1 protein-coding gene is annotated in these 3,140 nt (G+C 62.8%); it reads left to right on the forward strand.

Translation table 11 applies throughout. The features are described 5' to 3' along the window. Positions 1–249: 249 nt before the first annotated feature. Positions 250–2,958, forward strand: coding sequence for a DNA gyrase subunit A (gene gyrA, locus ACR2J1_RS03070; RefSeq protein ID WP_434017882.1), 2,709 nt, complete (start codon positions 250–252; stop codon positions 2,956–2,958). The last annotated feature ends 182 nt before the right edge of the window (positions 2,959–3,140 follow it).

The following is a 3,140-nucleotide window of genomic DNA, read 5'->3' on the forward strand; positions in this document are numbered from 1 at the left end:
CTGATTTTAATGGTCGAAACAAAGGGTTCAGCCACTCTCAGAGTGCTTGCTGAATCGGCTCCAAATCAGCTATAGAACCATCTCGGTAAACGGCGTTTTCCTCCCTTCGGCGCGTCTCCCAGACGCATTTTTTTTTCGCCGTGTCCATGGCTCTCAATCAGGCGTTCTCCCGCATTGGCTGACAACGAGAACATAGAGGTCGAGGACACCGGTCCCTCCGACGTGAGACCGATCTCCCTCATCGACGAGATGAAGCGGTCCTATCTCGATTACGCCATGAGCGTGATCGTTTCGCGTGCGCTTCCTGACGTGCGCGATGGTCTAAAGCCGGTGCATCGCCGCATCCTCTACGCCATGCAGCAGATGGGGCTCGATTGGAACAAGGGCTTCCGCAAGTCGGCGGGCGTCGTCGGCGAGGTGATGGGCAACTATCACCCGCATGGCGACCAGGCGATTTACGACGCGCTGGTGCGCATGGTGCAGGAATTCTCCATGCGCCTGCCGCTCATCTTCGGGCAGGGGAATTTCGGCTCCGTCGACGGCGATCCGCCGGCGGCGATGCGCTACACCGAATGCCGCCTCGCCAAGGTCACGCAGCATCTTCTTGAGGACATCGACAAGGAGACGGTCGACTTTCAGGAGAATTACGACGGGCGCGTGCAGGAGCCCACGGTTCTCCCGGCGCGCTTTCCCAATCTCCTCGTCAACGGCGCCGGCGGCATCGCCGTCGGCATGGCCACCAATATTCCGCCGCATAATCTCGGCGAGGTGATCGACGCTTGCGTCGCCTATCTCGACAATCCCGCCATCTCGATCGATGAGCTGACCGAGATCATTCCGGGTCCGGATTTCCCCACCGGGGGCATGATCCTCGGCCGCGCTGGCATCCGCTCCGCCTATCACAAGGGCCGCGGTTCCGTGCTCATGCGCGGCCGCGTGCGCACCGAGATGGTGCGCAAGGAGCGCGAAGCCCTCATCATCAGCGAGATCCCGTATCAGGTGAACAAGGCGACGATGATCGAAAAGATCGCCGAGCTTGTGCGCGAGAAACGCATTGAGGGCATTTCCGACATCCGCGACGAGTCCGACCGCGACGGCATGCGGGTCGTGATCGAGCTCAAGCGCGAAGCCATGGCGGACGTGATGCTAAACCAGCTCTACCGCTTCTCGCCGCTGCAAAGCACGTTCGGCTGCAACATGGTGGCGCTGATCGGACGCCGGCCGGAACAGCTCAATCTCAAGGACCTCGTGCGCGCCTTCACCGATTTCCGCGAGGAAGTGGTTGGCCGGCGCACGAAGTTCCTGCTCAGGAAGGCGCGCGACCGCGCCCATGTCCTGGTCGGGCTCGCGATTGCGGTCGCCAATATCGACGAGGTTATTGCCCTGATCCGCCGCGCGCAGGACCCCGCAACGGCGCGGGAGCAGTTGGTGACCAAGGACTGGCCCGCCAAGGACGTGATGGCGCTCGTCGAGCTGATCGCCGATCCGCGCCACAAGGTGTCGGCGGAGGGCACCTATCGGCTGTCCGAGGAGCAGGCCCGCGCGATCCTAGAGCTGCGCCTGCAGCGTTTGACCGGCCTCGGCCGCGACGAGATCGGCGACGAACTGAAGGGTCTCGGCGAGCAGATCGGCGATTATCTCAACATTTTGCGCAGCCGCGCCCGCATCATCGGCATCGTCAAGGACGAACTCATCGCCATCAAGGACGAGTTCGGTACGCCACGCCGCACCGAGATCCTCGAGATGCAGGGCGAGGTCGAGGACGAGGACCTGATCCAGCGCGAGGACATGGTCGTCACCGTCAGCCATAAGGGCTACATCAAGCGCGTGCCGCTGTCTGCCTATCGTGCCCAGCGCCGCGGCGGCAGGGGCCGCGCCGGCATGGCGACGCGCGACGAGGATTTCGTCACCCGCATCTTCATCGCCAACACGCATACGCCGGTGCTGTTCTTCTCCTCACGCGGCATGGCCTACAAAATGAAGGTTTGGCGGCTGCCGCTCGCGGCGCCGCAGGCGCGCGGCAAGGCGCTCATCAATCTTCTGCCGCTCGACAAGGATGAGAACATCACCACGATCCTGCCGCTGCCGGAGGACGAGGCAAGCTGGGCCAAGCTCGATGTGATGTTTGCCACCAATAGCGGCACCGTCAGGCGCAACAAGCTCTCCGACTTCATTGAGGTGCGCCAGAACGGCAAGATCGCCATGAAGCTGGAGAACGGCGATCGCATCGTCGGCGTGGAGGTCTGCAACGAGCAGCAGGACGTGCTGCTGACTTCGGCCGAAGGGCAGGCGATCCGCTTCCCGACAACCGATGTGCGCGTCTTCAAGGGCCGCGAATCCGACGGCGTGCGCGGCGTCAAGCTCGAAGGCGACGACGAGGTCATCTCGATGGCGATTCTCACCCATGTCGAGGCGCCGGCGGCGGAGCGTGGCGCCTATATCCGCCAGGCGAATACAATTCGCCGCGGCGGTGTGGAGACCGAACCGGAGACCGATCCCGAAACCGACGCGCAGGAGATGGTCCCCCTGAGCCCGGAACGTTATGCCGAACTCAGCGCGCATGAGCAGTTCGTGCTGACGATCTCGGAGAACGGCTACGGCAAGCGCAGCTCGGCCTACGAATACCGCATCTCCGGCCGCGGCGGCAAAGGCATCATCGCCATGACCGTCAATCAGCGCAACGGCAAGCTGCTCGCCTCCTTCCCGGCCGAAGACAGCGATCAGATCATGCTGGTCACCAATCGCGGCCAGCTCATCCGCGTGCCCGTCGAGGGCATCAGCATCATGGGCAGATCCACCCAAGGCGTGATTGTGTTCGCCACCGCATCCGACGAGCGCGTGGTCTCCGTTGAGCACATTCCCGATGTGGAAAGCGACGATGGCGAGGGCGATCTCGGGCCCATGCCCGATGATGCAGGGCCGGAACCGATCCTGCCCGGACCTTTAGGAGAACGATGACTAAAGGGCGTTACCTCCTGACTGTCAAAAATGACTAAAGGAGCCCGTCTAATGCCTTTCCGACTTACCCTTATTGCTGGTGCCGCCGCCCTTACCGCCATGAGTGGCGTCGCGCTCGCCGACGTCCCTGGCGCGGACTGAATGACGCCGGACCAGCTCACTCAGAAGCTCCAGGAGCAGGG

This window comes from Methyloceanibacter sp., from assembly GCF_050999895.1.
Classification (GTDB): Bacteria; Pseudomonadota; Alphaproteobacteria; order Rhizobiales; family Methyloligellaceae; genus Methyloceanibacter.